The organism is Pseudobutyrivibrio ruminis (assembly GCF_015057245.1).
Taxonomy (GTDB): Bacteria; Bacillota; Clostridia; order Lachnospirales; family Lachnospiraceae; genus Pseudobutyrivibrio; species Pseudobutyrivibrio ruminis_E.
Genome location: NZ_SVET01000006.1, coordinates 134,083 through 159,992, shown reverse-complemented (window position 1 = coordinate 159,992; position 25,910 = coordinate 134,083). Strand labels below are relative to the sequence as shown.

Annotated in this window: 24 protein-coding genes; 8 read left to right on the top strand and 16 right to left on the bottom strand. The window is 40.7% G+C overall.

Annotated elements, in window-relative coordinates:
* Positions 1-77 precede the first annotated feature (77 nt).
* The 5 genes from E7274_RS07395 to E7274_RS07375 all read right to left on the bottom strand — a co-directional run bounded on the left by E7274_RS07395 (position 78) and on the right by E7274_RS07375 (position 5,811).
* Positions 78-773, bottom strand: coding sequence for an L-ribulose-5-phosphate 4-epimerase (locus tag E7274_RS07395; protein WP_033151561.1), 696 nt, complete (start codon positions 771-773; stop codon positions 78-80).
* Positions 773-2,368, bottom strand: a complete 1,596-nt coding sequence (locus E7274_RS07390; RefSeq protein WP_304174911.1) for a xylulokinase — start codon at positions 2,366-2,368, stop codon at positions 773-775. The genes E7274_RS07395 and E7274_RS07390 overlap by 1 nt, the downstream gene beginning before the upstream one ends.
* Positions 2,369-2,497: 129 nt before the next feature.
* The gene (fsa, locus tag E7274_RS07385) at positions 2,498-3,154 is read right to left on the bottom strand and encodes a fructose-6-phosphate aldolase (protein ID WP_090478366.1); all 657 of its coding nucleotides are present in this window, start codon (positions 3,152-3,154) and stop codon (positions 2,498-2,500) included.
* Positions 3,155-3,273: 119 nt separating this feature from the next.
* The gene (gene araA / locus E7274_RS07380) at positions 3,274-4,773 is read right to left on the bottom strand and encodes an L-arabinose isomerase (RefSeq protein WP_090478363.1); all 1,500 of its coding nucleotides are present in this window, start codon (positions 4,771-4,773) and stop codon (positions 3,274-3,276) included.
* A 135-nt stretch (positions 4,774-4,908) separates the two neighbouring features.
* Complete coding sequence (locus E7274_RS07375) at positions 4,909-5,811, bottom strand: AraC family transcriptional regulator (protein ID WP_304174909.1); 903 nt, start codon at positions 5,809-5,811, stop codon at positions 4,909-4,911.
* A gap of 328 nt (positions 5,812-6,139) precedes the next feature.
* On the opposite strand from E7274_RS07375, the gene E7274_RS07370 reads away from it, so the two are divergent.
* The 4 genes from E7274_RS07370 (at position 6,140) to E7274_RS07355 (ending at position 10,241) form a co-directional block, all read left to right on the top strand.
* Positions 6,140-7,423: an ABC transporter substrate-binding protein gene (locus tag E7274_RS07370; protein WP_304174907.1), complete on the top strand. Its 1,284-nt coding sequence runs from the start codon at positions 6,140-6,142 to the stop codon at positions 7,421-7,423.
* 105 nt (positions 7,424-7,528) lie between these two features.
* The gene (locus E7274_RS07365) at positions 7,529-8,413 is read left to right on the top strand and encodes a carbohydrate ABC transporter permease (protein WP_090478357.1); all 885 of its coding nucleotides are present in this window, start codon (positions 7,529-7,531) and stop codon (positions 8,411-8,413) included.
* Between the two features lie 15 nt (positions 8,414-8,428).
* Positions 8,429-9,256, top strand: a complete 828-nt coding sequence (locus E7274_RS07360) for a carbohydrate ABC transporter permease (protein WP_304174906.1) — start codon at positions 8,429-8,431, stop codon at positions 9,254-9,256.
* A gap of 10 nt (positions 9,257-9,266) precedes the next feature.
* Positions 9,267-10,241 carry a glycoside hydrolase family 43 protein gene (locus E7274_RS07355; protein ID WP_304174904.1) on the top strand — a complete coding sequence of 325 codons (975 nt, stop codon included), beginning with the start codon at positions 9,267-9,269 and terminating at the stop codon, positions 10,239-10,241.
* A gap of 46 nt (positions 10,242-10,287) precedes the next feature.
* On the opposite strand, the gene E7274_RS07350 is transcribed toward E7274_RS07355, so the two are convergent.
* The 9 genes from E7274_RS07350 to E7274_RS07310 are packed head-to-tail and all read right to left on the bottom strand — an operon-like array spanning position 10,288 to position 21,524.
* Positions 10,288-11,652, bottom strand: a complete 1,365-nt coding sequence (locus E7274_RS07350) for a PFL family protein (protein ID WP_074790153.1) — start codon at positions 11,650-11,652, stop codon at positions 10,288-10,290.
* Positions 11,653-11,660: 8 nt separating this feature from the next.
* Positions 11,661-11,936, bottom strand: a complete 276-nt coding sequence (locus E7274_RS07345; RefSeq protein WP_033151571.1) for an ACT domain-containing protein — start codon at positions 11,934-11,936, stop codon at positions 11,661-11,663.
* Positions 11,937-11,966: 30 nt separating this feature from the next.
* On the bottom strand, positions 11,967-12,767 hold the full coding sequence (locus tag E7274_RS07340; protein ID WP_090478349.1) for an MBL fold metallo-hydrolase: 801 nt from the start codon (positions 12,765-12,767) through the stop codon (positions 11,967-11,969).
* Positions 12,768-12,785: 18 nt separating this feature from the next.
* On the bottom strand, positions 12,786-14,864 hold the full coding sequence (locus E7274_RS07335; protein ID WP_304174902.1) for a cell division FtsA domain-containing protein: 2,079 nt from the start codon (positions 14,862-14,864) through the stop codon (positions 12,786-12,788).
* 21 nt (positions 14,865-14,885) lie between these two features.
* Positions 14,886-15,479: a dephospho-CoA kinase gene (coaE, locus tag E7274_RS07330; protein ID WP_097076702.1), complete on the bottom strand. Its 594-nt coding sequence runs from the start codon at positions 15,477-15,479 to the stop codon at positions 14,886-14,888.
* Complete coding sequence (polA, locus tag E7274_RS07325) at positions 15,479-18,184, bottom strand: DNA polymerase I (RefSeq protein WP_304174901.1); 2,706 nt, start codon at positions 18,182-18,184, stop codon at positions 15,479-15,481. The genes coaE and polA overlap by 1 nt, the downstream gene beginning before the upstream one ends.
* A complete protein-coding gene (locus E7274_RS07320) occupies positions 18,184-19,977 on the bottom strand; it encodes an aminopeptidase P family protein (protein ID WP_044935930.1) in 1,794 nt (597 codons plus the stop codon). Before E7274_RS07320 ends, polA begins: the two co-directional genes overlap by 1 nt.
* Complete coding sequence (locus E7274_RS07315; RefSeq protein ID WP_304174899.1) at positions 19,977-21,296, bottom strand: glycoside hydrolase family 5 protein; 1,320 nt, start codon at positions 21,294-21,296, stop codon at positions 19,977-19,979. The genes E7274_RS07320 and E7274_RS07315 overlap by 1 nt, the downstream gene beginning before the upstream one ends.
* 21 nt (positions 21,297-21,317) lie before the next feature.
* Positions 21,318-21,524 carry a hypothetical protein gene (locus tag E7274_RS07310; RefSeq protein WP_033151577.1) on the bottom strand — a complete coding sequence of 69 codons (207 nt, stop codon included), beginning with the start codon at positions 21,522-21,524 and terminating at the stop codon, positions 21,318-21,320.
* 142 nt (positions 21,525-21,666) lie between these two features.
* On the opposite strand from E7274_RS07310, the gene E7274_RS07305 reads away from it, so the two are divergent.
* Positions 21,667-21,912: a helix-turn-helix transcriptional regulator gene (locus tag E7274_RS07305; protein ID WP_033151578.1), complete on the top strand. Its 246-nt coding sequence runs from the start codon at positions 21,667-21,669 to the stop codon at positions 21,910-21,912.
* A 12-nt stretch (positions 21,913-21,924) separates the two neighbouring features.
* Positions 21,925-22,209: a hypothetical protein gene (locus tag E7274_RS07300; protein ID WP_304174898.1), complete on the top strand. Its 285-nt coding sequence runs from the start codon at positions 21,925-21,927 to the stop codon at positions 22,207-22,209.
* A 36-nt stretch (positions 22,210-22,245) separates the two neighbouring features.
* On the opposite strand, the gene E7274_RS07295 is transcribed toward E7274_RS07300, so the two are convergent.
* Positions 22,246-22,644, bottom strand: a complete 399-nt coding sequence (locus E7274_RS07295; RefSeq protein WP_304174896.1) for a hypothetical protein — start codon at positions 22,642-22,644, stop codon at positions 22,246-22,248.
* 69 nt (positions 22,645-22,713) lie between these two features.
* On the opposite strand from E7274_RS07295, the gene E7274_RS07290 reads away from it, so the two are divergent.
* On the top strand, positions 22,714-23,925 hold the full coding sequence (locus E7274_RS07290) for a 6-phosphofructokinase (protein WP_033151580.1): 1,212 nt from the start codon (positions 22,714-22,716) through the stop codon (positions 23,923-23,925).
* A 167-nt stretch (positions 23,926-24,092) separates the two neighbouring features.
* Complete coding sequence (locus E7274_RS07285) at positions 24,093-24,587, top strand: DUF2798 domain-containing protein (protein WP_304174894.1); 495 nt, start codon at positions 24,093-24,095, stop codon at positions 24,585-24,587.
* 145 nt (positions 24,588-24,732) lie between these two features.
* Here the strand turns inward: E7274_RS07285 and E7274_RS07280 are convergent, their stop codons facing one another.
* The gene (locus E7274_RS07280; RefSeq protein ID WP_304174892.1) at positions 24,733-25,908 is read right to left on the bottom strand and encodes a hypothetical protein; all 1,176 of its coding nucleotides are present in this window, start codon (positions 25,906-25,908) and stop codon (positions 24,733-24,735) included.
* Positions 25,909-25,910: the final 2 nt, after the last annotated feature.

Here is a 25,910-nt window from a genome sequence, read left to right as displayed (position 1 = left end):
TTGTCAACAATTAAATTTTATACAATGAAAAAGGACCACATCACCTACTGGCAATGCGGTCCCAACATTATTTTTATTTAGTTCTGTCCGTAGTAAGCATTTGCTCCGTGCTTACGATAGAAGTGTTTATCTCTGATGCAATCTGGAGCTGGCTCAACCTTTGGGTTAACCTGCTCTGTGAAGAGTGCCATCTTTGCTACTTCTTCGAGCACTACTGCATTATATACTGCCTGGTCTGCATCCTTGCCCCATGTAAATGGGCCGTGGTTCTTGCAGATAACACCTGGAACATACTTTGTATTAACACCTCGCTCTTCGAATGTTTCGATGATTACTTTTCCAGTGTTTACTTCATATGCTTCATCGATTTCTTCTGGAGTAAGGTTTCTTGTACATGGAATAGGGCCGCAGAAATAATCTGCATGAGTTGTTCCATACAAAGGAATATCTCTTCCTGCCTGTGCCCAAGCTACTGCGTATGTAGAATGTGTATGAACTACACCACCGATGTTTTCATACTTCTTATAAAGCTCAACATGAGTAGCTGTATCTGAGCTTGGCTTGTACTTTCCTTCTACAACCTCTCCATCAAGGTTTACAAGCACCATATCCTCAGGCTTAAGCTCATCGTATTCAACACCTGATGGCTTAATTGCAAATATTCCAGACTCTCTGTCGATTCCAGAAACATTTCCCCAAGTATATGTAACCAAGCCTCTCTTAGGAAGCTCCATGTTTGCCTCATAAACCTGCTTTTTTAATTCTTCTAACATTATCTCCATTCCTCCACTGCGCATGCCTCAGCCTTAAGTGCCTTGCGGTAGTCAACCATCCACTCATCGTAACCCTTTACCATATCAGCATCTGGCTCCATTGTTGTAGATTCCTGACCTGCGAATACGTTTTCATCAAGATAATCCTGTAACTTCTTGCTCTTGTCTTCACGGAGAAGGTAATTAGCAAGAACGGCCATTCCCCAGGCACCACCTTCGCCTGCTGTAGCCATTACAGTGATAGGTGCGTTGAGCGCTGCTGCAAGAACAGACTGACCAACACCCTTTGTCTTAAAAAATCCACCGTGACCAGTGATAGACTTTACCTTCACATGCTCTTCCTTTAGAAGAATATCGTTACCAATCTTTAATACTCCAAGTGCACCGTAAAGGTTTGAGCGCATGAAGTTTGCAAGACTAAACTTGGCATCCGGTTGTCTAACTACCATTGGACGACCTTCGTTTACATTAACTACAGGCTCGCCACCAAAGTAGTTGAAAGAAACAACGCCACCGCAATTTGCATCTTCTGTAAGTGCCTTGCGATAAAGTGTGCCGTAAATATCGTTCATCGAAACATCCATTCCAAACGCATCTGCGAACTCTTTGAAGATTCCAACCCACGCATTTAAATCGGATGTACAGTTGTTGCAGTGAACCATTGCAACTGCCTCGCCAGTAGGAGTTGTAACCATATCGATTTCCTCGTAAGGCTTTGATAATGGCTTGTCCAAAACTACCATCGAGAATACTGATGTACCAGCAGAAACATTTCCTGTACCTGCTGAAACTGCATTTGTTGCGACCATACCTGTACCTGCATCACCTTCTGGTGGAGCAAGTGGGCAGCCTGGCTCAAGCTCTCCTGTAGGATCAAGAAGCTTTGCACCTTCCTCTGTAAGAGTTCCTGCATCGTCACCTGCAACTAAAACAGCTGGCATTAAATCCTCAACCTTTGTTGTTACACCATGAGCAGCTGCAAGCTTGTTGAACTTTTCAAGCATTGCTGTGTCATACTGGCATGTCTTTGAATCGATAGGGAACATACCAGATGCTTCACCAACACCTGCAACCTTCTTGCCTGTCATCTTAAAATGAACATAGCATGCCAGTGTCATGAAGTATGCAACATCTTTTACATGTGGCTCCTTGTTAAGGATGCACTGATAATAATGTGAAATGCTCCAGCGCTGAGGCATATTGAAGTTGAGCTCTTTGCTAAGCTCTGCTGCAGCCTCTCCTGTGATAGTATTTCTCCATGTTCTAAATGGAACCAAAAGATTGTCATTCTTATCGAATGCAAGATAACCATGCATCATAGCTGAAAATCCGATGGCACCAATCTTTGTAAGCTTAACATCATATTTGTCGTTTACATCTTTTTTAAGCTTTGCATAGCAATCCTGAAGTCCAGCCCACACTTCATCAAGAGGATATGTCCAGATACCATTTTCTAAATGGTTTTCCCATTCATGGTCTCCCTGAGCCAAAACCTTATTCTCCTCATCAACGAGAACAGCTTTGATTCTTGTCGAGCCAAACTCAATACCAAGGGCTGTCTTCTTGCCCTCAGCAATTATCTCATTAATATTCATGTGTAAATTCCCCCAATATATCTCGCTGGTTACGGCTACAAGCCTACTGATTTCTCCGCTCGGTGACATACCTCGCTTGAGAAATAGTAGAGCTTGATGCCTACCAGCTATTTATACTTTATGAAAAAATTACTCTCCGAAGACCGCTACGTAGTCCTTCTGGAATTTCTCGATACCAGCAGTTGTAAGTGGATGATTAATCATCTGCTCGATAACTTTGTATGGGACTGTTGCGATGTCAGCACCTGCAAGAGCGCAGTCTGTAACGTGGATTGGGTTACGAACTGATGCAGCGATGATTTCTGTATCATATCCATAGATATCAAAGATTTCTGCGATATCGCGGATGAGGTCGATACCTGGCATATTGATATCATCCAATCTTCCAAGGAATGGAGATACATAAGAAGCACCTGCATTAGCTGCAAGAATTGCCTGGTTTGCAGAAAAGATTAATGTAACGTTTGTCTTGATGCCCTCAGCTGAAAGAACCTTTACAGCCTTAAGTCCTTCTGCAGTCATAGGAATCTTTACTACCATGTTTGGATGCATTGCTGCAATCTCACGGCCCTCTTTAATCATACCTTCTGCATCAACAGTTGTTGCCTTTACCTCACCTGAGATAGGTCCGTCTACGATAGATGCGATTTCCTTAAGGATTTCTTCCTGGCTACGTCCACCTTCCTTAGCAATCAATGATGGGTTTGTTGTAACTCCACAGATTACTCCAAGATCGTTAGCCTTCTTAATGTCCTCAATTTTTCCAGTGTCAACAAATAACTTCATTTTATTTCTCCTTCTTTCTGTGCTGGCAATTTTGCCAATTTCTTCTAGTTTTTAACTACTAAAAGTTTAATGCTTTTAACATTTGCCTTCAATCAAATTTATGACTTTCTAATGGCAATTTATTTACCGTATACAAGATTTCCAAGTGCAAGATCACGCTTGAAATCACGAATCTTTGTATCCTTATCAATGTATACTGCTTCGATTCCCATTGCTGCAGCCCAGTCGCCCATCTGCTCTGCTGTCAAATCATAAGAGAATGCTGTGTGATGTGCGCCACCTGCAAGTAACCAAGCTTCTGTTCCTGTATAGAAATCTGGCTGTGGTGTCCAGAAATTGATAGCTGTAGGAAGCTTTGGAAGTGGCTTCTCAACCTTCTTGCAATCAACGTCCTGAATAATGAGACGGAATCTATCACCAAGGTCGATAAGAGATGTAGCAATACCCTTGCCTTCCTTTGACTGGAATACAAGACGAGCTGGATCTTCTCTATCGCCCATTGAAAGAGGCTGAACCTTAATCTGGATAGGGCCATCTGCAAGTGTTGGGCAAACCTCAAGCATGTGAGCCTGAATGATTCCTTCCTTGCCCTTTACAAGGTTGTATGTGTAATCCTCAAGCATTGAAGTTCCCTTAGCATCCTTCATGCCTGTTGTCATAATCTTCATAAGACGAACCATGGCAGCAACCTTCCAGTCACCTTCTGCGCCAAAGCCATAGCCCTTTTCCATAAGTCTCTGGATAGCAAGACCAGGAAGCTGTTTGAGAGAACCAAGATCACCAAAGTGTGTAACGATGGCCTGATAGTTCTTCTCCTCAAGGAATCTTTCAAAGCCAAGTTCAATCTGAGCCTGAACTGCAACATGCTTTTTGAATTCCTCTGGGTCTCTACCTTCAAGGCAGATATCATATTTGCTGTAATACTCATCAACAAGAGCATTTGTATCAGACTGTGATACAGCTGCAACTGCCTCTGCAATTTCATTTACAGGGTAAGCATCAACTTCCCATCCGAACTTAAGCTGAGCTTCTACCTTATCACCTTCAGTTACTGCAACATTCCTCATGTTGTCAGCTACTCTCATTACTCGAATGTGGCTAGACTCAACAACACCAACTGCTGTACGCATCCAAGAAGCAAGCTTGTCCTGAACCTCAGCATCCTGCCAATAGCCAACAATTGTCTTTCTCTCGATACCCATTCTTGAAAGAATATGAGCATACTCTCTATCACCATGAGCAGCCTGATTCTCGTTCATGAAATCCATATCCATTGTTGCGTATGGAATCTCACGATTGTACTGTGTGTGAAGATGGCAAAGTGGCTTTCTGTATTCCTGATGTCCAAGAATCCATGACTTTGCAGGTGAGAATGTGTGCATCCATGTGATGACACCTGCACATGTTGGATCATTGTTTGCCTCATTAAATGTACGTCTGATTACCTCGTTTGTAATCATTGTTGGTTTCCAAACTACCTCGAAAGGAAGACGTCCCGACTTGTTTAAAGTCTCAACAATCTCCTTTGAGTGTGCTGCAACGTGCTCTAAGCACTCGTCTCCATATAAATCCTGAGAACCTGTGCAGAACCAAAACTTGTAGTTAAGCTGTGTTTTCATAAGATTTACCCTCCTCCTAAATCGTTTACCGTATATAAATAAAATACAACTTGTCCAAGTATTGGCACAAGTTGTATTTCTTTGATTTAAAATATCATATTTTAGCCATTTAGAGAGAGTGTACAAGTTGTAAAATCACTGTACAAGTTCTGCTTTTTCTCCATTTCTTTCAATTTCAAGGCTCCAATACATGCTTTTAAACTCTGTAGGAGTGCATCCCTTTTGAAGCTTAAACATTCTAATAAAAGAAGAAATAGACATGAATCCGCAGTTAAGCGCTACATCAGTAACAGAATTTCCCGGTTCAATCAAAAGCTCTGACGCCTTAGCAATACGCTTTTGATTTACGTATTTATAGAAGCTAGTACCCGTAAACTGCTTGAACAGTCTTTCAAAATAGAACTTACTAAATCCACTCATATCTGCCACCTCATCCAGCTTCAAATCTTCTGAACAATGGCTATCTATATAATCACAGATTTCCACAAACTTGTTGGCATAATCCTCCTTCGAAGAAATACTAGTGTCGTTTGTTTTGTTGGACTTGCTTGAATAGTTTCGTCCTATCAGCTTAAACATTTCCAAAATCTTACTATATATACTAAGTTCTGAAAAAGATGTGCCCGCCATATACTCCTCTTTTATTTCTATCAGCATCTTTACAAGCTGCTCATGAATGCTTGGATATTCCTCTGGCGTGATGATTGCATATGGTGACATAAATGAGATTAAAACCTCGAATTCTCTAAGAAATCTCAGATATGTAGTATTTGGTTGAAAGATGATTCTACGACCGGTTTCGGGTGCTTTTATAGCATGAACGCATCCAGGACATATAATACAGATATCCTTTTCCCTTAAATACACTTCTGAATTTGAAAACTGCATTGTATATCCATTTTCCACTGGCATTACTATTTCAATAGCAGGATGCCAATGCTTTGGATAATCCTCATATTCTCTATTGTCATAAAGCTTTAGCGTGGTGCTTTGCTTATAATGGACAGTCTCAAATATGCCATCTAAAGTCTCTATCATTTGCAAATTCCCCCTATAGCAACAATTAGCAATAATTCTTGTTTTCAATTTTTGCTCTAATTGTCAAAAAAATCAAGACATTTTTTATCAAATTCGAATTATATTTCTCTCATTTTGTGCATAATGCATATTTTATACTATAGTCTTTCAGAAATCATATACAAATCACCAATAGAATGTCGTACCACTATGGCAAGATTTGATAATCAAGAAACAACAATTTATAAGAATGTGAATAATCTGTGTGCTACATTTAGGTTAACAACAACGAAGCAGTTTATTTGGGGTTTTTATAACAAACTGCTATCTAAGAAAAAAGGAGAAAGGTATGAGAAAAAAATTATTATCAGCAATCTTATCAACAATGATGGTCGCTTCTTTATTTGCAGGTTGTGGCCAGTCAAGCAGCTCTAGCTCATCAACATCTGCTGATGGCGTAGAGGAAATCACTTGGATGTTCTGGGATGACTTAAATGCAACTGAGGATCTTATCTCTCTCGGTTACAAAGATGTTATCGACAGATTCAATGCAGACTACGAAGGACAGTATCACGTAAATGTAGTTACAACAAACCTTGAAGAGTATTACGCAAAATTAAATGCTCTTGTAGCTGCAGGTGATACACCTGATGTATTCATTGTCAGCCCTGGTCCAAACCTTACAGATTATGTAGAGCCAGGCGTTGCCGCTCCACTTGATGATTATCTCGCACAGGATGGTTGGAAAGATACATTCACAAGCGACGCAGTATTTACACAGCAGACATATGATGGAAAGATTTACGCGGTACCTCTTAACACAGCTGCAGCTTGCTGCTTCTACAACACAGAGATGTTCGAAGAAGCCGGTGTAGAAGTTCCTACAAACTGGGATGAAATGCTTACAGCATGTGACAAGCTTCAGTCAGCAGGTTACACACCAATCTCAATCTCAGCTGGTACAGCATGGTGCCTTTCAATGGTAGCTGGTTACCTTTGCGAAGAGGAAGGCGTTGACCTTGCAGCTCTTGCAGACGGTAGTGCTTCTTGGGAAGATGGAAAGCTCGAGTCAGCTGCAACAAAGCTTGTTGAACTTTCTAAGTACTTCCAGCCAACAGCTGCTGGTGATACAAACGATGTAGCTACAGCAAACTTCTACAACGAAGAAGCTGCTATCCTTATCCAGGGTTCATGGGCAATCGCACAGATCAATGGTTCAAACCCAGACTTCGAGTCTAAGTGTGGTGTATTCCAGTTCCCAGGTTGTGACAGATTAATTGCTAAGTCTGATTCACTTGCTATGAGCTCTACAACAGAGCATCCAGAAGCTTGTGCTGCTCTCATGAAGTACTTCACAGATGACACAGCTCAGAAGTACACAGCAGAAGTTGGTGGAAAGATTCCTGTAACAAACGTTGAGTACGATGAATCTAAGGCTCCTGCACAGCTTGCATACGTTATGGATGTATTCCAGAACGCAAAGGGAACATTCGGTTTCTACAACGAGTCAATGCCTACAACTGAGACAGGTTCTCACTTCGATGACACAATGGTTTCTGTATTCCTTGGCGAAATAACCCCTGCTGAGGCAGCTACAGACATGGAAGAATATTACGAGGCAAACTGTAGATAAAAACTAACTTCTTCTTCATAATCTCATTCTTTTTGGGGCACTTTAATGTGCCCCAATTTTAAAAAAGGAACCAATTCAGACTAACTAATTAATAAGGATATTGTTATGGATAAGCTATTAAGAAATAAAAAAGCCATATTCATCTTTATGGCGCCAGCATTTATACTTTTTACATTTGTTCTATTTATACCTATTTGTCAGTCAATCTATTATTCATTCTGTGACTACAATGCACTCACTCCTCCTAAATTCATAGGACTTGAGAATTATAAAAACCTTTTACAAGATAAGACTTTAGCAATTGCATTAAAGAACTCATTGTTCTTTCTTATCTTCTCTTGTGTAACACAGCTAATTATGGGTCTGTTTCTTGCAGCCCTTCTCACAAATATAGACAAAGGAAGAAACGTATTTAAAAACATTATTTATTTACCATGCGTTCTTTCTTCTGCAGCATTAGGACTTTTGTGGATGTTTATCTTCAGTCCTAAGCTTGGTATCAACCAATTACTTGCAAAGCTTGGTATCGAAGGCCCTCTGTGGCTCATGGATATAAACGGATTCATAATCCTTCCTATGTGGGTAATCGCTTTCGTAGCCCTTTGGCAATATGTTGGTCAATCTATGATGCTTTACATGGCCCAGATATCAGGCATTAGTAAGTCTCTTTACGAGGCTAGTTACATTGACGGATGCAACAAGGTCAAAAGTTTTCGTTACATCACACTCCCCCTTATCAGACCTATGGTTGCAACCGCAATGTCACTTAATGCTATTGGTTCATTAAAGTTCTTTGATTTGATCTTCAACATGACTGAAGGCGGACCAAACCACAAAACTGAAGTTCTTGCAACACATCTTTATCAGCAAGGCTTCAAATACTTTAAATACGGTTATGCAAGTGCCATCGGTGTACTCTTACTAATCCTGTGTCTGCTTGTAACAGCTTTCATAAATAAAGTTGTAAAAACCGAGCAGTACGAAATGTAATAGGAGGGTTTAGTAATGAAAAAAATATCAATTCCTAAAATTATTATTTATATATTTTTAGTACTCATGGCTGTGCTTTACCTTGCACCACTACTTTGGGTATTTAACGTATCTTTTAAAACAAATGCAGAAATATTTACAGCACCATTTGCTTTGCCACAGGCTCCTACCTTTGAAAACTTTTCATTTGCCTGGACAGCAGGAAAGCTAGGCATTGCCACATTAAACTCTTTCCTTGTGTGTGTAATTACACTGGCATTAAGCATGATTATCGGCTCTATGGCAGCCTTTGGAATCGCAAGACTCCGTTGGAAATTTGCAAAGCTTTCACTTACATATTTCCTTCTTGGAATGATGATTCCTGTTCACTGTGTAATGATTCCTTTGTTCACTCGTTTTGCAAAGGTTCATCTTACAAACAGCCTAATCGGTTTGATATTGCCATACCTTACATTTGCACTTCCAGTTACTATCTTCATCATGGTTGGCTTCTTCGAAGGTATGCCAAATGAACTTATTGAAAGTGCTTGTATCGATGGTGCTACTATTTACCAGATTTTCTTTAAGGTTTGTCTTCCACTTGGAAAGACTGGCTTATTTGTAACAGGTCTTATGACTTTCATTGCAAACTGGAACGAACTTCTTTTAGCAATGGTATTTATATCAGATGATTTGAAGAAAACCCTGCCAGTTTCACTTTCAAAATTCGTAGGACCTTATAACACTAATTATTCCCAGATGTTTGCTGCAATCATTATCGCTATCGTTCCTACAATAATTGTGTACTGTGCATTCTCTAACCAAATTGTTGATGGATTGACCGCTGGTGCAGTTAAGGGCTAAAGGAGACAAAATGAAAAAACAAAACACACCCCTAGTGACACACATTTTTACAGCAGATCCATCTGCACATGTTTTCAACGACAGAATTTACATTTATCCATCCCATGATATTCCTCATGATGGTGAAGACAACGACAATGGTGATGAATACAAGATGCGTGATTATCATATCCTATCAATGGATGACAAAAGCGATGAGGTTATAGATCACGGCGAAGTTCTACATCAAGATCAGATTCCTTGGGTTAAGGAACAGCTTTGGGCACCTGATGTAGTTTACAAAAACGATACTTACTATTTAGTTTTCCCAGCAAGGGATAAGGATGGAATATTTAAACTTGGAATTGCAGAAAGCAAGAATCCAGAAGGCCCATTTACTCCAAGAAAAGAGCCAATTCCAGGAAGTTTTAGCATCGATCCATGTTCTTTCATGGATGACGATGGAAAGGTTTATATCTACTTTGGCGGTCTTTGGGGCGGTCAGCTTGAGAAATACAGAGAAGGCAGCTTTAATCCCAACGGAACAGAGCCTGAGAAAAATGAACCAGCTGTATGTCCAAAGGTCGCTGTAATGACCGATGATATGGAAGGCTTCGCTTCTACTCCTGCTGATATTGTAATCCTTGATGAAAATGGCAAGCCTCTTTTAGCCGGAGATGAAAACCGTAGATACTTTGAAGGTCCTTGGATGCACAAATACAATGGTAAATACTACTTCTCTTACTCTACAGGCACAACACATACCATTGCTTACGCCATCGGAGATAATCCACTTGGACCATTTAAATATGCAGGCAAAATTCTTGAGCCTGTTATCGGTTGGACAACTCACCACTCAATCGTTGAGTATCATGATAAATGGTATCTCTTCTATCATGATTGTGAGTATTCAAAAGGAATCAACCATCGCCGTTGCGTAAAATACTGCGAACTTACCTACAACGCAGACGGCACTATCCAGACAATAACTCCTCAATATAATTAATCAAAAAACTCCTAGCAATAACGCTAGGAGTTTTTTGTATCTTCTTTTAGTTTTTAAATGAATGAATAGGTGCTGGGATTCTTCCCTGACGATTTACAAAATCAGCACATGAGAATTTGTTAACTGGCATGATTGGAGCATATCCAAAGAGACCACCAAACTCTACTGTATCGCCTACGCCCTTTCCGATTACAGGAATAAGACGAGCTGCTGTTGTCTTTTGATTTACCATACCAAGAGCCATTTCATCAGCAATCATACCTGAGATTGTTGTGGCTGGAGTATCACCAGGGATTGCAATCATATCAAGACCTACAGAACATACGCATGTCATGGCCTCAAGCTTCTCTAGAGTGATTGCACCTGCCTCCACTGAGTTAATCATACCCTGATCCTCTGAAACAGGAATAAAGGCACCGGAAAGGCCTCCTACGTATGAGCTTGCCATTACGCCGCCCTTCTTAACCTGATCATTAAGCATAGCAAGAGCTGCTGTTGTACCTGGAGCGCCTGCATACTCAAGACCAATTTCGCAAAGAATATCAGCAACGGAATCACCGATAGCTGGTGTTGGAGCAAGTGATAAATCGATGATTCCAAATGGAATGTTAAGACGCTTGCTTGCTTCCTGTGCTACAAGCTGACCAACACGTGTAACCTTGAATGCAGTCTTTTTGATTGTCTCGCAAAGAACCTCGAAGCTTTCACCTCTAACCTGCTCAAGGGCCTTCTTTACAACACCTGGGCCAGAAACACCTACGTTGATAATAGCATCTGCTTCTGTTACGCCGTGGAAAGCACCTGCCATAAATGGGTTGTCATCAGGAGCGTTGCAGAATACTACAAGCTTCATACAATCAACTGAATCTCTGTCCTTTGAACGGTCAGCAACCTGAAGAAGAATATCTCCCATAAGTCTGACAGCATCCATATTAATACCAGTTTTTGTGGAAGCTAAATTAACTGAGCTGCAAACTCTTTCTGTTTCGCAAAGAGCCTGTGGAATTGAACGAATAAGTAATTCATCAGCTGTTGTCATTCCCTTTGAAACAAGAGCTGAATAACCACCGATAAGATTTGCACCAACTGCTGCTGCGGCCTTGTCCATTGTGTGCGCCAAAGTAACGAAATCCTCTGGTTTCTTGCAAGCTGCACCGCCAATTAAAGCCATTGGTGTAACAGAAATACGTCTATTTACAATAGGAATACCGTAATCACTTTCAATTTCCTTTGCAACTTTATCTAAGTCCTTTGCAACTGTAGTGATACGGTTGTAAACCTTTTCATTAAGCTTATCTAAATCTGAATCTATGCATTCTAAGAGACTGATACCAATAGTAATAGTACGAACGTCGAGGGTCTGCTCCTCAACCATTTTGTTTGTCTCAAGTACTTCCTGTAGATTAACCATATTCCCTCCTATAATCTGTGCATTGCGTTGAAGATGTCTTCCTTCTGAGCTTTAATCTGAACTCCAATTTCATCTCCAAGCTTTTCCAAATCACACTGAATATCGTCAAAAGCACGTGAGCTTGAATTGATATCTACAATCATCATCATATTGAAGAAGCCTTGAACTATAGTTTGAGTAATATCCAACACATTAACACCGCTCTCTGCCAGATAAGTACAAATACGCGCAATAATACCTACTGTATCTTTGCCAACTACAGTAATAATAACCTTATTCTCCATCTTTTCCTCCTATAGTCCATTATCTACTAGTTATATAACCACCAATTGGGAAACCTCGCTGCGACTTGCAACTGTGATATTGAAATCATTTCCCTTGTATGGAGTGGTTTCATCCATGGTAACTTCGAGTCGGACAGTCTCGTAAGCTAAATCTGGATAATTATTTTCATGGCTTAAATGCCCTAAAAATACGTGTTTAACGTTGTCATTTAAAACCTTGCTTAAAAGCTTACCGCTAGTTTCATTTGACAGATGACCATAATTTCCAAGAATTCTTTGTTTTAAATGATATGGATATGACCCAACTTCTAGCATGTGGATATCGTGATTGGCCTCTAATAGCATAGCATCAAGGCCTGTTAAATTCTCCACAATATTGTTGTCATAATACCCTAAGTCAGTGCAGACTGCAACCTTAGATTTATCATTTTCTATACGATATGCAACTGGATCAGCCGCGTCATGGCTGATGTGGAATGGGTGAATTTTAAGACTACCTAAGACGAAGTCCTCATCGGGCTTGATAACATGAAAAAGAGTGTCATCGATAGCCCCAAGGCTCTTCATAGAACGTATTGCTCTGATGGTACCAGCTGTAGCATAAATCGGAATGTGATATTTACGAGAAACAACACCGAGACCAGAAACATGGTCTGAATGTTCGTGGGTCACAAGAAGACCAGCCATATCGGCTGTGGTGTAATCGTACTGATTCATACCAGCTTCTATGCGTTTTCCAGAAATACCAGCGTCAATCATTACGTGGGTGCTGCTGTCACCCACGCAAATGCAATTACCGCTGCTACCACTTGCAATACTAAAAAAATCCATTACTAAAATACTTCCTTACTAACTTTCGCTCCATCTAATTTCGACTTCATCGCCAGCGTTAAGATCCTTGGCGTAGCCGCATGGCTGTCCATTAACCTTTGTGATGAGCTGTCTACCGCCGCCTGTGCTTGGGTCGAAATTGATGAGATTGTATACATCTACAAAGATGTAATCCCTTTTACCTGCCAAGACCATGTCCTTGCCATTGACCTTGATAGGGATTTCAACGGTTTCGATTTTCATTCTTGTGCGAGCATCCTCTGCTGGTGCCTCAGGTGCTGCTGGAGCTTCATAATCCTCTGGCAAGCCTTCTGAATCATCAACAAGATAATCTGCTCTGTATGCAATTTGATTTGTAGTGGTCCACTCGATTGCAAAGTTCTCATACACGAGAGAATCCTTGGTAGATGGACGATTGTTTACAAGGATTTCATATCTGTCATCAATTGTAACATCCATAAACTCTGCCAACTGGCCAACTGTGTAGAATGGGCGAGTCTCAATAACATCTCCATCCTTAACTGAATATGTAGGTGGTTCCATAGAACCATTAACCTCAACAAACTTTGGGCACTTAACTCTGTGACCACAAACATTGAAATAAAGGTATTCTGTAGTGAACTCTGCCAAATCAGCAATTGTACCGCGTCCACCTTCGCCAACTGTAGAAGGCACTACTGTAACATCTGCATTGAACTCAAGTGGAGTGTTAATTCCAACTGTTTTACCATTCATTGTAACAACTGCAGATTCCCCTTCTGTTCCACGAATCATACGTGATACACCATTGACTGTAAAATTGATTTCACGGCCACGTCTTGGGAACAGCTGGTCAGCAGAGAAGCCTGCCTGCATAGCTGCATCTACAATTGAAAGCTGTCCATTATCGTAAAGCTTCATCATCTCACCATTGAAGTGAATCATAATGAAGTTGTTCTTTGTCTCGTAGTAATTCAAGCAGATACCGATTGGTGTAACAAGAAGAGAATCCTTTGCAATATCCTCCTGCTCGAATACAATGTTTTTCATTACTTCCTCGCCACGAAGAGCAACACGCTCTGGGACGATTTTCAAATCTGCAGCAAGAGCTTCTGTAAAGCCGTGGATTTTTCCACCACCACCAACAACAAATGCTGCTGATACTGATTTACCTCCATTAAGCTCCTTAATCTTTTCTGCAACCTCAGAAGCAATTTTCTTCATAACCGGTTCTGTAAGCTTCCAAACATCCTCAGATTTGATGGTATGGCTAAGACCCATAATATCCTCGTATGTGATTTCTCCGCCTTCCGTAGAAGCACGCTTGATTTTTTCTGCTGTAGCAAAATCTACAAGGTATTCATGAACCAATACCTCTGTAAGCTCATCACCAGCCATAGGAATCATGCCATATGCGATGATGCTGCCGTCTCTGGTGACACAGATATCGGATGTACCTGCACCAACATCGATAAGGGCAATATTAAGCATTCTGAAGCTCTGTGGGATTGCAACATTGATAGCTGCAATAGGCTCCAATGTAAGGTTGGCAACTGAAAGATCAGCCTTGCCAACTGCTGAATAAAGACCATCAACTACATCCTCTGGAAGGAATGTTACGATGATGTCCTCTCCGATTGTATCGGCCTTGTGGTCCTCAAGGGATGTGAAAACATCTCCGTTTAAGTAATATTTAACAGTAGAATAACCTACACAGAAGAACTTGTATTTATTGTCCTCGTCGCCTTTGATTTCCTTACCAGCCTGCTCGATACCCATCATATCAAGTGTATGTAAGTCCTCTCCGGTAACAACTGTTTCCTCTGGAAATTCCATCTCTACGTGAGTAGTGATTGTACGAAGCACACGACCAGCGGCAGCGATACATACTTCTGATAATGCAAGACCTGTCTGTGCTTCAAGGTCCTTTTTCACCTCATCGCAAGTAGCACCTACTCGACCGATGTCGTGAATCTGACCATCAAGCATGGCTCTGGTATCGTGTTCTTTAAGATTTTGAGCGATAACATGGAATTCATCGCCATCAAGATATCCTACTGTACCAATGACATTTCTGGTACCAATATCAAGTCCAAATACAATATCTTTCTTCTCCATATAAGTTACTCTCCTCGGGAATTATTCGTGAATAATCTGGCGCAGCTGAGCAAGCGTCTGCTCCTTTGTGCCACTGTTGTCTATGATTCTGTTGCAGTGAGCTCTGAAGCTCTCCTCACTGCGTTGTGTACTGATTGTTTTTGCGATTCGTTCTTTGGAATATCCGCGAGTCTCCATAAGGCGTTTTTCCCTTACTTCCTGGCTTGCATAGATATACCACATCTCATCCACAAGTTTACCATAACCGCATTCTATGAGCAATGCAGCTTCAAAGAAAAAATACTCTATATTGTGCTTTTCTTTCTCAGCTTCCACTTGATTTAGTACTTCTGTTTGTACTGCTGGATGTACTATTCCATTTACTGCCTCGCGAAGACTGTTGTCAGCAAACATAAACTTTGCCATCTTAGGTCTGTCAATTTCCCCCTGAGGGTCTAAGATGCTTTCTGGCCATGGCAACGCCACCACCTTATCAAAGCATTCCTTACCAGGCCTCATTAAATCGGCAGCAACTAAATCTGCCAGTAAGACCTTACAATTAAAGTTTTCCTCTAGTAAAGAGAGCACCGTGCTCTTACCAGCACCGATGCCCCCTGTGATTCCAATAAATTTCATTAGTGTGCCTCTGCCCAATTCATTCCGGTTTTCATATCGATTTCCAAATCAACTGCCAGTGAAGCAGCATGCTCCATCTCTTCTGCAACAAGCTTTTCAACCTGTGCCTGCTCGTCCTTAAATGTCTCAATAAGGAGCTCATCATGAACTTGAAGCAATAGCTTTGATTTGAGCTTTTCTTTTAATAATCTGTCATGAACATTTACCATGGCAATCTTGATAATATCTGCAGCTGTACCCTGAATTGGAGAGTTCATAGCTACTCTCTCACCAAACTGCCTTGTCATAAAGTTTGAGGATTTAAGCTCTGGGATTGGGCGACGTCTTCCGTACATAGTGGTAACAAAGCCCTTTTCATTGCCCTCTGCCTTTAATCCCTCTAAGAATTCATGCATCTTTGGATATGCAACAAAATAATTATCGATATATTCCTGAGCTTCTTTTCTGCCAACTCCGATGTCCTTTGCAAGACCGAACGCGCTGATTCCATAAACAATTCCAAAGTTTACAGCCTTAGCGCTGCGACGCTGAATATCTGTAACCTCATCGAATGGTGTGTTGAATACAAGTGAGGCTGTAGAACGGTGAATATCCTGTCCAGCCTTGAATGCACCGATAAGATTTTCGTCCCCAGACATATGTGCCAATACTCGAAGCTCTATCTGAGAATAATCGGCATCGATGAATACGCAGCCATCCTTTGGATAAAATACCTTTCGGATTTCACGGCCAAGTTCCATTCTAACTGGGATGTTTTGAAGGTTTGGCTCAGTAGAGCTGATTCGTCCTGTAGCTGTAACTGTCTGCATAAATGTAGAACGAATTCTGCCGTCTGAATCTAAGCAATTTGCAAGGCCATCTGCATATGTACTCTTAAGCTTCGCAAGCTGTCTGTACTCTAAAATATCGTTGATAATTGGATTTTCTGGAGCAAGCTCTTCAAGAATATCAGCTGCTGTAGAATAACCTGTTTTGGTCTTCTTACCGCCCTGGATTCCAAGCTTTTCAAACAAAATCACACCAAGCTGCTTAGGAGAATTGATATTAAACTCCTCACCAGCCTGCTCATAAATGCTCTTTTCAAGCTCTGTGATACGCACTGCAAGCTTGCTTCCGTAGGCTGATAGGGCCTCAGCGTCCATTGCAATACCTGCTATTTCCATATCAAATAATGTATAAACTAAAGGAAGCTCAATATCCTCGTAGATATGAAGCATTCCCTGGTCTTTAATTTCAGAAATAACCTTTTCGAATGAAGCGTAAGCTACATAAGCGTTGTAGCAAGCATATGTAGTTATATGCTCAAGCTCTGAATCATCTTCTAAGGCTGCCTCAAGCTTTTTCTTGCCAAATAAATCTGCCACTGCAGGGATGATTACGCCAAGCATCTCGCTTGCCACGTCATCTGCTGTGTATGCATTCTTTGTAGGGTTTAGAAGATATGCCGCCACTGCAACATCGCAGGCAGTAGGGAAAATTTCGGCCTTACCACCATTTGTATCTACCTGCGTTTTTTCCTCTGATGAAAATAGCTGATAAATGATGTGCATTGCATTCTTTAAGTCCCAGAAGCAAAGCTTCACGCCCGCCTTGCTGATTTCTACAAGCTTGTGACCTAAATAATCAGGAGTAATAAAGCCTGCGCAATCAACATAAACAGTCTCGTCTCCTACAGAAAGAGCAACGCCCTTTATAGATTTATCTGCACCTGCCATAATGCTTGCACCGATAAAGTCTTTTCCACTTTTGCTTAAACCTGCAAAGAAGTTTTCCACATCTGATAAATCAGAAATGTGCTTAAATGTTTCCGATGTAGTATCCTGCACCTTTGATGTGTCAGTATTTTCAAATCTAGGAAGAAGCTTTTTAAGCTCATATCGCTTGCAGAGAAGGTATGCTTCCTCTGTGAATAAGTTTTCAAGCTTTGTAGAGCCTTCCTCAAGCTCGATTGGAGCATGCACGTTGATTGTAGCAAGCTCCTTTGATAATACTGCAATATCCCACTGAGCAATGAAGTTATCAAGGACCTTGCCCTTTTTCATTTCATCCACATGGGCATGGCACTCTTCGATTGAGCCATACTGAGCAATCCACTTTTCGGCTGTCTTTGGACCAACGCCCTCAACACCTGGAATATTATCGCTAGCATCACCCTGAAGTGCCTTAACATCTATAAACTGCTTTGGTGTAACACCATAAACTTCCTTAACATCAGCGGCGTAATACTGCTCGATTTCAGTGCCACCTTTTTTTGTCTTTGGAATTGAAATCTTTACTTTGTCTGTAGCAAGCTGAAGAAGATCTCTATCTCCGGAAACGATAGTTACGTCAAATCCCTTTTCCTCACCAATTCTAGAAAGAGTTCCAAGAATATCGTCTGCTTCCCAGCCCTCTAATGTGATTACAGGCACGCCCATAGCTTTGAGCATTTCCTGAATACGTGGAATCTGCTCTTTAAGTTCTGGAAGCATTGGCTTTCTAGTGCCTTTGTATGCATCATACATTTTGTGGCGGAACGTTGGAGCTGAAACATCAAATGCAACAGCAAAGTTGTCAGGCTTTTCGTCGTCGATAAACTTGAGCATCATATTCAGGAAGCCAAAAATGGCTCCTGTATGCTCTCCCTGACTATTTGTAAGATCTGGAACACCATAGAATGCGCGGTTAGCTATACTATGGCCGTCAATCAGTAATAATTTTCCCATTAAATGTCTCTTGTCTCCTTAGCAAGCCATGCATATTCCTCGTCGGTTAGGTATGGCTTAAGTGTTTCACGAACAAATGCGTGATATTCGTTAAGAGTCTTCTTTTCTGCCTCTGTCATCATCTCTGGGATAACTGGATCAAGGTCGATTGGGCATACTGTAAGTGACTCAAAGTGACGGAAATCACCGTACTCTGTTGTCTCTCCAGCTACGCAAAGAAGCTCATTTTCAATTCTGATACCGAAGCCGTCTTCGATGTAAAGACCTGGCTCGTCTGTTGTAATCATTCCTGGCTGAAGCTCTGCAGCGTTCTTGCCCTGTGGAACTCTCCAGCGGAAGTTGTTTGGTCCCTCATGTACATTGAGGATATGGCCAACACCATGACCTGTACCGCAACGATAATCAAGTCCCATATCCCAAACTGGGCCACGTGAAAGTACATCAAGGTTTGCTCCTGTAACTCCCTTAGGGAAGTTTGCAGCCATAAGTCTTAAGTGACAACGAAGAACTACTGTGTAGTACTCCTTCATCTGCTGTGTAAGCTCACCAAGAGCGATTGTTCTAGTGATATCTGTAGTACCTTCAAGGTAGTGGGCTCCTGAATCAACAAGAAGGAATCCTTCTGGCTTAAGTGTTGCTTCTGAGCCTGGCTTTGCGCTGTAGTGCATCATTGCAGCGTTTGGACCATATGCTGAAATTGTATTAAATGATAAATCTACAAAGTGTTCCTGCTCACGACGTCTAGCTTCAAAGTAATCTGAAGCTGTGATTTCTGTCATTGGCTCCTTTGTAATGTTTTCTTTGATGTATTTGATAGCCTTTGTGCAAGCTACACCATCCTTGATATGAGCTAATCTTGTGTTCTTGATTTCTGTCTCATTCTTTACTGCACGCATAAGCTCTGAAGGGTTCTTGCCATCAATAATCTTTGCTGAGCCCTTTAATGCCTTAACGATGTTGTAGTTAACGATTTCTTGATCAAGAAGGATACGTCTGTCCGCCATATCAGCGCTCTGCATGTAGTGATAAACCATGTCGTATGGATAAAGCTTAACGCTGTTGTCATTGAGGTAGCTCATAGCCTCCTCTGGCCAATTTGTTGTGTCTGTAAATAAGATTACGCTATCATCTGTAATAAGAAGGAATGAAAGGAAAACTGGTACGTTTGCAATATCATTTCCTCTGAGATTAAGGATATATGCAATATCATAAAGGCTTGTTACTAAGTGTGCATCTGCCTTTTTCTTTTTCATCTTTTCGCGGATGCGGTAAATCTTTGCCTGCATGCTCTCACCTGAGAACTCATCCTCAAGTACCCATGTTGTAGCCTTTGGAAGCTCTGGTCTGTCTTCCCAGATAATATCAACTAAATCCTCTGTTGTAGCAAGCTCACCGCCCTTGTCCTGAGCAATATCAAAATACTTTGCTGCATTCTTTGCTGATACGCATCTGCCATCAAATCCGAGACATCCTCCCTCAGGGAAGTTCTTCTCGATAAATTCTTCTACCTCTGGAACCTTTGGCTCACCCATTTTTTCAAGGATAACCTCTGAGCCTGCTATCTGCTTTGCAGCCTGTACAAAGTAACGTCCATCTGTCCAAAGATGAGCCTCGGTCTTTGTTATAACAGCTGTTCCCGCTGAGCCTGTAAAACCTGTCATAAAGCTACGAGCCTTAAAGTGCTCTCCTACATATTCTGATGAATGGAAATCGTCTGTTGGAATCAGGTAAAGATCGATTCCTCTCTCATTCATTAATTCTCTAAGTTTTGCGATTTTCTCATTTGTTGTCATTATCTCTTTTTCTCCATATTACTTTTTTCTTTATTGAGCTTTTGCTCTTTTTCATTTATGTCTTCTGATGTTTCATCAGAGATTTCTTCATCATCCTGCTTGCTTGTATCTATTGATTGAAGCATATTGACGAAGTACTGGCCCTGCTCAGAAAGCTCCTCTTCTTCCCAGTCAGCTGTTTTGTCGCAGTCTGAACTAATCAAAGCAGAACCCTCTGCCTTATTTGAAAGATTCCAAATGCAAGTTGAAAGCTGATACTCATCAATAATATCCTGCCATTTAGCAGCTTCCTTTGTATCAACAGAACCATCGCCATCAGCTGAAACAAAACCGTACTCTGAAATGAATACTGGAAGGCCTGCATCTAAAGCGTCTGTAAGTGTGTTTCTAGCACTGGATTTGTGTGTGCCTGCATAGAAATGATATGTGTACATGATGTTGTCATAATCCAGTGGAGCTTCCACAACTGAATCAAGGTCACTAGACCAGTTTGGAGTACCGACTAAAATCACTGCATCACTATCCACATTTCTGATTACAGGAATTACTTCATCCGCATAAGCACAGATATCTTCCCATGTAGTGTCACCGTTTGGCTCATTGCAAATCTCGTAGATAACGTTTTCGTTGTCTTCGTATTTACGAACCATCTCTCCAAAGAACTGAATAGCCTGTGCTTTGTATTCATTTGGATTGCTATCATTTAAGATATGCCAATCGATGATGACATACATATCGTTTTCTGTTGCAGCTTCAACTGCAGCATCGATGTTGTCCTTTAATGTATTTTGAACATCCTCTCCTGCCACGCAATAGCCATTGTAATCGCTTGTGTACATAGCAAGGCGGATAACATTGATTCCCCAGTTATTTCTAAGAGATTCGATAGTCTCTGGTGTGACATATTCAGGATACCAGCTAAGGCCATGTGAGCTAACACCTGTAAGCACTGCTACATCGCCTGATTCATCTACAAGCTTACCATCCTCTACATGAAGGGCTCCATAATAATCAAGTGAAACACCTGTAGTAGCAGCTGAAGTCTCTGTTTCTTCTGGCTCTTCTTCAACAGGTTCTTCTGGCTCTTCTACCTTTTCTACCTCTTTTTCAAGCTCTTCCTCTTTAGCAGTAGCCTCCTTAACCTCTTCAGCTTCCGGCTCCTCAGCAACCTGCGGCTCCTCTTCCTGCTTTGCAGTTAATTCCCAAGGAAATACCACACTGCCCTTGGCATAGCTTACTCCAAATACTCCAGCGATAATTGCTATCGCAAGAATTATTATTAACAATACTGTTCTGAATTTCTGCTTTTTTGAAACCATACCATTCTCCTTATTTTTAATTTAGTCGAAAGTTACAGCAGCCTCTCCATTGTGAGCATACTGAATATAATCATAGAGGCGTGAACTGGTTAAAAGATCTGTAGCCTCAAGGTCAAAATCGTAATCAGCAAAATCTACTTCTTCGATAAACTTATCTAACTCCTCATTGCTAAGTGAGTTTACATATTCTTTTATTTCTACAATTGTTTTTCCCGTTAAATCGTACATACATAACCTCTTTTCTATAAAACATTCTTCTTAAGATTATAGTACATTCTCCCCTTTTAAAAAAGAATGTTTTTGTTGTGAAACTCATTGTAGTCTGTTATCATATATGATAACATTATAGTATCGAATTGGTGGGTAGCTAATGAAGGAAAGATATTCAGATGGAATCATTTCATCTCAAGCCATAGCAGCCCGGCGTTCCATTGCAAAACAGCTTAAGGACGCTCGCAAATCCCTGCATCTCACGCAGGAGGTTTTAGCTGATATGGCTGGCACGAAAAAATCAAATATCTCCCGCATGGAAAGCGGTAAATACAATCCCTCATTGGATTTTCTGGTGAAGGTTGCAAATTCTATGGGTAAAGAAATAAACATACACTTGGATTGATAGGAAATTGTTATGAGAAAGAAACCAAAGCTTGCCAAAAACATTGATAAAGACGTTGTCTTATGCGAAATCACAAACAGAATAGTATCAAATCGTACTTCTAATCTACTTCTTCATGAATCAGTACCTTTTTCAAAGAATTGGCGCCGTGTCCCATTCTTCAAGCGCAGAACTTACAATGGAGCCAGAAACGTCTGTGTTATTTCAATTAGTCGTACACAATATTCAAGAGCCCGCCGTGTCCTTAATCTTCTAGAAGACCGTGACTACAACAGACTCTTACTTAACATTATATAAAATGAGTGCCAGGTCTTTTAGAAACCTGGCACTTTTTTAATCTCTATTTTTTATTAACTTATATATACCTATTATAATTCCTCGTATCAGGGCATATATCAAGAACATCAGCATAAAGCCCCACACGCCAAACACGATATCCTCAAACTCCATTGCTCCTGAGCCTGTAATCTTTTGCTCGATTTCGATGGCGAAGGTAAGAAGAAGAATTAACGTAAATACGTATATCCAACTGATTACAAGAACGTGACCTGTTTTGGCCAAAAGTGAGAAAATTGGCTGAACAACAAAAATCATAGCCATGCCAATTGCGCCAATCACAAGGAAATGTAGCTCTTTATCTGTGAAATTTGCCTCATATGCATCATTCAGAGAAAGAAGATATGTGTGCATGTCGTTAATAAAATCCAAAATAGCGTATAAAAAGGTGTTCATAGTATCTCTCCTTATGTTAGAATAATCCCTAGAAGCTTAATTATAAGCATACGTTCGGGAGGTAATCAAATGGGAAACATCATCGTCGCACAGTCGGGCGGACCAACTGTGGCAATCAACGCCAGTCTTGCTGGTGTTATCGAGGGAGCCTTGTCTTCTAAATACGACAAGATTTACGGCTCCATCAACGGAATTATCGGCATTAAGGATGACAACATCATCGACTTAACCGAAACAATAAAATCTGATTCTAATTTTCTAAAAAAACTAAAAGTTACTCCAGCCATGTACCTTGGCTCATGTCGTTTCAAGCTTCCAAGCGTCACTTCAAACGACCCTATCTATAATACCCTATTTCAGCAATTTAAAAAATATGATATCGAAGCATTTTTCTACATCGGTGGAAACGACTCCATGGATACTGTAGACAAGCTTTCAGCATATGCAAAATCAATAGAATCTCCTATTAGATTTATCGGTGTGCCAAAGACTGTAGACAACGATTTGTGTGTAACAGATCATACTCCTGGTTTTGGTTCAGCTGCTAAATACATTGCTACCACCACTATGGAGGTTATCTATGACGCTAAAATCTACAACTCTCCTAGTGTTACTATTATAGAAGTAATGGGACGAGATGCCGGATGGCTTACAGCTGCCACATCTCTTGCAAGAAATAACTGCTGCTGTGGACCAGATTTAATCTATCTTCCAGAGGTTCCATTTAACACAGAGGTATTTGTAAACGATTTATCTCGTCTTTTAAAGGAAAAGACAAATATAGTTGTAGCTGTATCCGAGGGAATTCGCGATGCTAATGGTGAATATATCTCTGCATCTACAGGCCAATTAGACAACTTTGGTCACGCTCAGCTTTCAGGTGCTGGCAAGACCCTTGAATACATTGTTAAGGATAGACTTGGCGTAAAGGTTCGTTCAATAGAAGTAAATGTTCTTCAAAGAGCTGCTGCTCATATGAGCTCACTTACTGATTTAAAAGAATCTGTAGAGCTTGGTAAGCACGGAGTGCAGTATGCAGAAGAAGGTGTAACAGGTGCAATGGTAGTTCTTAACCGCACAAGTAACGCACCATACACTGTAGACTACAGCTATGCTACTATCCATGATATTGCAAACGAAGCAAAGGAAGTTCCTCAGGAATGGATTAATGAAAGTCACAACTGGGTTACAGATGAAATGTTAGAATACCTCAAGCCTCTAGTAATTGGGGAGCCTGAGCTTGAATACGAAAACGGCCTACCTGTTTACGTAACAAGATAATTTTGCACATTTCACAAAATTTACACTTACATTTTGTTGAAAATCATGTTATCATTGCTGACGCAACAAAAGATAATATGGTTTAATTGGAAACGCACATCCTCCGGATGATAACGAACAACACATGTAATTTTATGTATTATTCATTATCAGAAGGAGGATTTATTATGCCTAAAAACAAATTTCAAGACGTAGTATTAACTATAATTATGGCCACTGTTATGGTTTACGGAATGGTGGTTTACAACGTTGCCTTAAACACAGGTGGAGTAACAGGACAGACATTCTTTTTAGCACTTCATGAGCTTCCTATCATGGTGCCTATCGCATTCATCCTTGAGTTTTTCATCGTTGGTAAGCTTGCACGTGCTCTTGCATTCTCTGTAATGAAACCTACTGACAGACCTCAGTTCATTACATACGCTATCTCAATTTGCATTTGCTGCATCATGTGCCCAACAATGAGCCTTGTAGCTACTATTCTTTTCAAGGACACTCACACATTTGGAACATGGATTCAGACATGGGCTATGAACTTCCCAATGGCACTTCTTTATCAGTTGTTCTATTGTGGACCATTTGTAAGACTTATCTTTAGAACTATTTTCCGTGAGAAGAAAGTAGAAACTTCTAATGAAATCGAAGCTGTTGAGGCTGCGTAAGATTTATAGGGAATAAGATAAGAGCTGTCACATTTAAAATGTGGCAGCTCTTTTTGTTCTTGCTTTTGGATCGCAGCATGTGGGGTTGTGGCTGTTCTCTTTTTACATGCCGCTATTTAGGGCTAGATTTTTCTATAAATAATTATTATTCTCCTTCAAAGGTATATGTATCAGATATTGCTAATCCATCGTCACCTTCTATAGCTACATTAACAGTAACACTTTCTGCTGAAGATTCAACAAAACCAACTCCTACAGTATATTCTGTACTTGTTGTTCCATTTTCATCTGCAACAACAGGTGTACCTTCACTGCTGCCAGAAAAAGTTACAGTAGTTTCTACACCATTTGTTTCTCGCGAATCTGGTTGTATATTGTAGTCTGTCTCTGTCTCAGCATTAGCCATAAGATAAACATCTGCTGATGAATTATTTAAAGTTGAATAAGAACTTGTAGCTTCAGTAGACCATGCATAAACAGGTATAGAAGCTATTCGATATGTTGGATCTAATTCATCATTCACATCCTTTACAGCAACGTAACCATCAGTACTAGATATAAGTGTTATAGCTGCTAGTGTATCTCCATCCAATTGCCATGCACCATACGACTCGAGGTTCTGTCCTACATAAATTCCAATATGTAAACCATTACCAGCAGTAATTGTACCAACTTTTTCCAATCCTTCTAATGCTGATCCCCCACCAGATGCATCATCTGCAACTATAACGACTGAACCGCCTGTGGCTGCTGCCCTCTGCTGTGCGATTGCGATAGACTGTCTTACCACCCCGTAATCATTTGTTCCTAGATAAACAGCAACTCTATATACCTCAGGAGTGATTACTATAGAATCGTTAGCAAGGCCGATTACTGTAATGCCAGCTTCTGCGCAAGCTGCAATTGTTGTGATATTTCTGCCGACGGCTTTACCTTCCGTTGCATAGTGTCTATAGTAGCTTAAAATATCAGCACCAAACTGAGCTTTCAAATCACCATATGCACTAGCGTATGCCGCAGGGTCGAAGTCTGCGCTACCTGTTCTTCCTTCAAACACGCCCTTAGTACAGAAATGATTAAAGAGTGCTTCATAGCTATCTCCGTATTGTTCAACTACATCAGGATTTTGCTCCTTATAGTATTCATAATCAAAGAAGCTCTTTAATATCTGAGCATCCTCATCAGTGATTGTTCCATAATGAACAAGTTCTGGAAACTGTGCCTGTGTCAAACCAGCTGCACTAACCTCAAACCCAGAAAATGCCAACATTGCCACCATGGCAATCGCCATTGCAAACCCCAAAACATTTTTTCTATTCATAG